Here is a 4,339-nt window from a genome sequence, read left to right as displayed (position 1 = left end):
ATTTCATAATTCCAATCGCTTTAGTATCAAGGGTTTCGATTAAATAAAAATGAGGCACCTCCCCAAATTCGGTATAATGGTAGCGACTAAACCAACCTTATACGAACGGAGTGTATGCCTCATGACTATTGTAAAACAAATGAGCCTTTTTTAAGATTAAAATCTATTGATATAAAAATCATATTTTTTAATTTGAATTTTTTTTTTGATAAAATGTGAAAACATATTTAAGATTTAGCATTTACATGTGAAAAAAATAAAAATAAATTTGCTTTATTCGTGGAATGTAGCCGCAAAAGTAATTAAAAAGCGTGGATTGGTATAAGAAAATTTGGATTGTCATTACCATTGGGGAAGTAAGAAGGAGGATTTGGTCCAATACATAAACTGGACTTTAAAAAGTCCAGTTGCTATAGGTTAAATTATAGCTAATACAAGTTATTCAAACATATAGGATAAACTCACATCACTTTGCTTTTTATACATTAATAAAGGCTCAAGCGTTTCCCTCTTTCTATAATACATCAGGCTGCATTTCACTCAGCTCATCACCCTTTTCACCTTTTTATTGAGCTCTTCACCGTTTGCATATCTTCATACAAGTCAAAAATGCTAATTACATCTGAATCAACCATATCTGTGTAAACATCTAATGATTATGTGTTCTACATTTTGACTGTTTTATCGATGCGATGATATTCGGAAATTTGAATGACCCGAACATCCCTTGTATGCAATTCATGATAAATCCCTCTGCTGTCTGTAAATGTAATATATTGATCGCGCTCACTTGCAACCAATTGTTGCGCTTTTTCCTGTGACTCCATATGGATAAATCGTCTTACATAATGCAGCTCATCAAAGAAATAGGTTATTTTAAATTCTTTCATTATAAACAACTCCTTCATTCATGCACTTATCATATCCAATCTCGAATTCGTCATCCTCTGTCTGGCAGCTTTTACTGGCGAATTTAAAGACCTACAAAAGTATAAGATTGGAGACTTAAGCAATACTAAAAATTATCGTAATACGTTTATATGGAGGTAATAACATTGACTGTAATAAAAAATGCATTATCTATTTTTGCTCTTGGTGGCATCAACGAAATCGGTAAAAATATGTATGTTATACAATACGCTGACGATTTGTTAATTGTCGATTGCGGTGCGAAGTTTCCGGATGAAAGCCTACTTGGTATTGATCTAATCATTCCAGATATCACTTATTTACAGGAGCATAAAGAAAAAATAAAAGGATTGATTGTTACTCATGGACACGAAGATCATATAGGTGGCATTCCATACCTCTTAAAAAAAATAAATGTTCCTATTTATGGTACTCGCTTTACATTAGGCTTAATCGAACTAAAACTAAAAGAACATAAACTTTTAAGAGAGACGGAATTAATTGAGATTGGTTCTGATTCAGCTTTACATTTCGGTCAGATTGACGTTAGTTTTTTCAGAACAAATCATAGTATACCTGACTGTCTAGGAATCGTTTTTCAAACACCCGAAGGAAATATTGTACACACGGGTGATTTCAAGTTTGATTTAACACCTGTAAATAATCAATTTGCAGATATTCATAAGATGGCTGAGGTTGGTACGCAAGGTGTACTAGTATTAATTTCTGAAAGTACCAATGCTGAACGACCGGGCTTAACACCCTCAGAAAAACTGGTAGGTCATCATATTGAAGAAGCCTTTCTACATGCTGAACGCAAAGTTATTATTTCTACCTTTGCCTCCAATGTGAATCGTATTCAACAAATTGTAGATGCCACAATCGTAACGAATCGTAAACTAGCACTATTAGGTCGCAGCATGGTAAATGTTGTAGATGTCGCTTTAGAGCGTGGATATTTAACAATACCAGAAGATTTGTTAATAGATGCCCGTGAAGTAAAGTACCTCCCACCAGAAGACGTTGTTGTTTTATGTACAGGTAGTCAAGGGGAACCATTAGCAGCCCTTGCCCGTTTAGCTAGTGGCAACCATCGAGAAGTAAAGATTTTACCAGAGGATACCGTTATTTTAGCCGCCTCTCCCATACCAGGAAATGAAAAAGGTGTTTCTCGAATTGTCGATAATTTATTTCAGCTTGGGGCTAAGGTGATTTATGGTTCATCCAGTAACACTGGCATGCATGTTTCTGGACATGGTTATCAAGAAGATTTAAAACTAATGCTGACGCTAATGAAACCGAAGTTTTTTATTCCGATTCATGGTGAATTTCGCATGTTACACCAACACCGTTTGCTAGCAGAATCTGTTGGTGTCAAAAGAGGCCATACCTTTATTATCAAAAACGGAGACGTTGTCGATATCGAAAATGCAAAAGCGAGGCAAACGCGAAAAATTCCATCTGGTGATACGTATGTAGATGGTATTGGAATTGGAGAAGTTGAAGGCATCGTATTACGTGACCGTAAACAACTATCAGAGGATGGGATGCTCGTTATCGTATTAACGCTTAGTAAAGCAGATGGGTCGATTATTTTAGAACCTGATACCATTTCACGGGGATTTGTTTATGCTAAAGAATCAGAGGATCTTCTCCTCAAAGTAAATGTTCTTGTAAAAGCAACCATTAGTGAACTACAAGAGGAAAGCAAGCAACAACTGTTTGTTTTAAAACGGGAAATTAAAAAGGCTGTCGGCCAGTATCTTTTTTCACAGACGAAACGTAAACCAATGATTTTGCCTATTATTATTGAAATTTAACTATTTTAAAGTCGGTGTAAGCTTCACTTCTTTAGTGATTACACCGACTTTGTATTTTATTTGTCAATCAGAATTTATTGTTTAACCGAAATAGCTCTCCAGTAAAAATTTTATGCAGTGTGTAATTATAATACATTTGAAGTTGGTCAAAGCCGTCATTTAACTGTCTAGTATGTTGTTCTGTTTGCTGCGCAATATTACGTATATGCAGTGGTAACTCCTCTACAGCAGTTAGTAAAGATTTTTTATTTTTCAATAGTTGTTGACTTGTTTTTAATAGTTTGACAATGTTCGTTTGTATTTCAAGTGAAGGTATATCTATTAGAATATGATGCAACTGTCTCCAGTCATTCTTTGGTTGATACCAACTGAAAAAATAGTATAAATAATCGCTTAAAATAATGGACTCATTTGGAATAATCGCGACAACGTCATGTGCTATATACGCTGCATTTTCACATTGAACTATATGCTTGTTAGCACCATCTAGGCTATTTTTTTCAAATACAATTGTTTTTGCGGGAACCTTCGCCCACTTCCATTGTTTCATCGCACTATCCAATTGAGAAAATCGACGAATATCTTCGCCAAGAGACAACCATTTTAACTTTTCTGCAGTAATAAGTGGTTGATCTACTTTTGAGAAATTTGGGATATGAGGTGTTGTTAAACTAGCAACAATAAGAGCAATTTCATCTAGTCTATAACGCTTCAACACGTTTAGATCCTCCATTCTTCACAATATGCCATCCTCACATAAATAATTGTTAACGCCTGATTTCAGTGAATAAAATGGTAGATATTTTCTCACTTAGCATTCATATAGTGATTATTGTACCATTTTAATGTAATATTATCTACATTGTATAACTTTAATGGTATATGCATTTTCATTGTTTTTCACTAGCTTTTTACATAGAGGTGAATGATATGTCAGACTTTTTAAAGCTAGTAGGTGAACAACTCCGTATCATTAGAGTTTCCAAAGGGCTTAGTCAAGAAGAAGTTGCAGAGAGAACGGGGAAGTTAGGTTTTAGTAAAGGTCGCATTTCAAATATTGAGCATGGGCAATCTAATATTACGTTAAGTACATTGGAAATGCTTATGAAGGCGTTAGATATTGCACCTGAAGAACTTTTTAATTTCCAACGATTATCGGGTGTTACTGATATTGAAGAGAAAAATCTTATGCTCGACATTCATCGCTCATTATTAAGAGAGCGCAATTTAGACGAAGTAAAATATGTAGTACGTATCACAAGAGATTTTCTAAATACCATTGATGCGCAAACAAAGAAAAACAGCTCTAATGTTGAATAACATTAGAGCTGTTTGACTGTAAACGCGGGTTGCCAAGATTTAAAGTGTTGATTGATTTCCGCTACGGGTTGCTCGCTTTTTTGCGGGTGTGGCTTAAGCCTCCTCCTCCGCTTCGCTACGTGCGGGGTCTTAAGTCTCACGCTTATCCCGCAGGAGTCGAGCAACCATAGCCGTGTACTTTAGAAAAAATAATGAAGTTCTAATTGATAATTTTTCAATAGCTTAATGTTGTATAGGATTGTTTTTGGAAGTTATAATTATGGTGTTTAGATATGGGCATAACAAAATAA

Annotated in this window: 4 protein-coding genes; 2 read left to right on the top strand and 2 right to left on the bottom strand. The window is 35.0% G+C overall.

The window, feature by feature from the left end; all coding sequences use genetic code 11:
• Positions 1-665: 665 nt before the first annotated feature.
• On the bottom strand, positions 666-890 hold the full coding sequence (locus C9J37_RS27180; RefSeq protein WP_107897891.1) for a hypothetical protein: 225 nt from the start codon (positions 888-890) through the stop codon (positions 666-668).
• Positions 891-1,055: 165 nt separating this feature from the next.
• Between C9J37_RS27180 and C9J37_RS27175 the strand changes: the two genes are divergently transcribed.
• Positions 1,056-2,729, top strand: coding sequence for a ribonuclease J (locus tag C9J37_RS27175; RefSeq protein ID WP_235617283.1), 1,674 nt, complete (start codon positions 1,056-1,058; stop codon positions 2,727-2,729).
• 67 nt (positions 2,730-2,796) lie between these two features.
• Here the strand turns inward: C9J37_RS27175 and C9J37_RS27170 are convergent, their stop codons facing one another.
• Positions 2,797-3,447 (bottom strand): restriction endonuclease subunit S domain-containing protein, encoded by a 651-nt coding sequence (locus C9J37_RS27170; RefSeq protein ID WP_167397459.1) that lies wholly within the window; start codon positions 3,445-3,447, stop codon positions 2,797-2,799.
• Between the two features lie 212 nt (positions 3,448-3,659).
• Here C9J37_RS27170 and C9J37_RS27165 point away from each other — a divergent pair, with 212 nt between their 5' ends.
• Positions 3,660-4,049, top strand: coding sequence for a type II toxin-antitoxin system RelB family anti-toxin (locus C9J37_RS27165; protein ID WP_024364503.1), 390 nt, complete (start codon positions 3,660-3,662; stop codon positions 4,047-4,049).
• Positions 4,050-4,339: the final 290 nt, after the last annotated feature.

Origin of the sequence: Lysinibacillus mangiferihumi, assembly GCF_003049665.1 — a bacterium.
Taxonomy (GTDB): Bacteria; Bacillota; Bacilli; order Bacillales_A; family Planococcaceae; genus Lysinibacillus; species Lysinibacillus mangiferihumi.
Note: the sequence above shows the minus strand (reverse complement) of the source record. Positions and strands in the feature narration are given on the sequence as shown.

Excerpts from the sequence above, each read along its gene's own strand:
- C9J37_RS27165 (WP_024364503.1), top strand. The coding sequence starts at position 3,660 with ATGTCAGACTTTTTAAAGCTAGTAGGTGAACAACTCCGTATCATTAGA.
- C9J37_RS27180 (WP_107897891.1), bottom strand. The coding sequence starts at position 890 with ATGAAAGAATTTAAAATAACCTATTTCTTTGATGAGCTGCATTATGTA.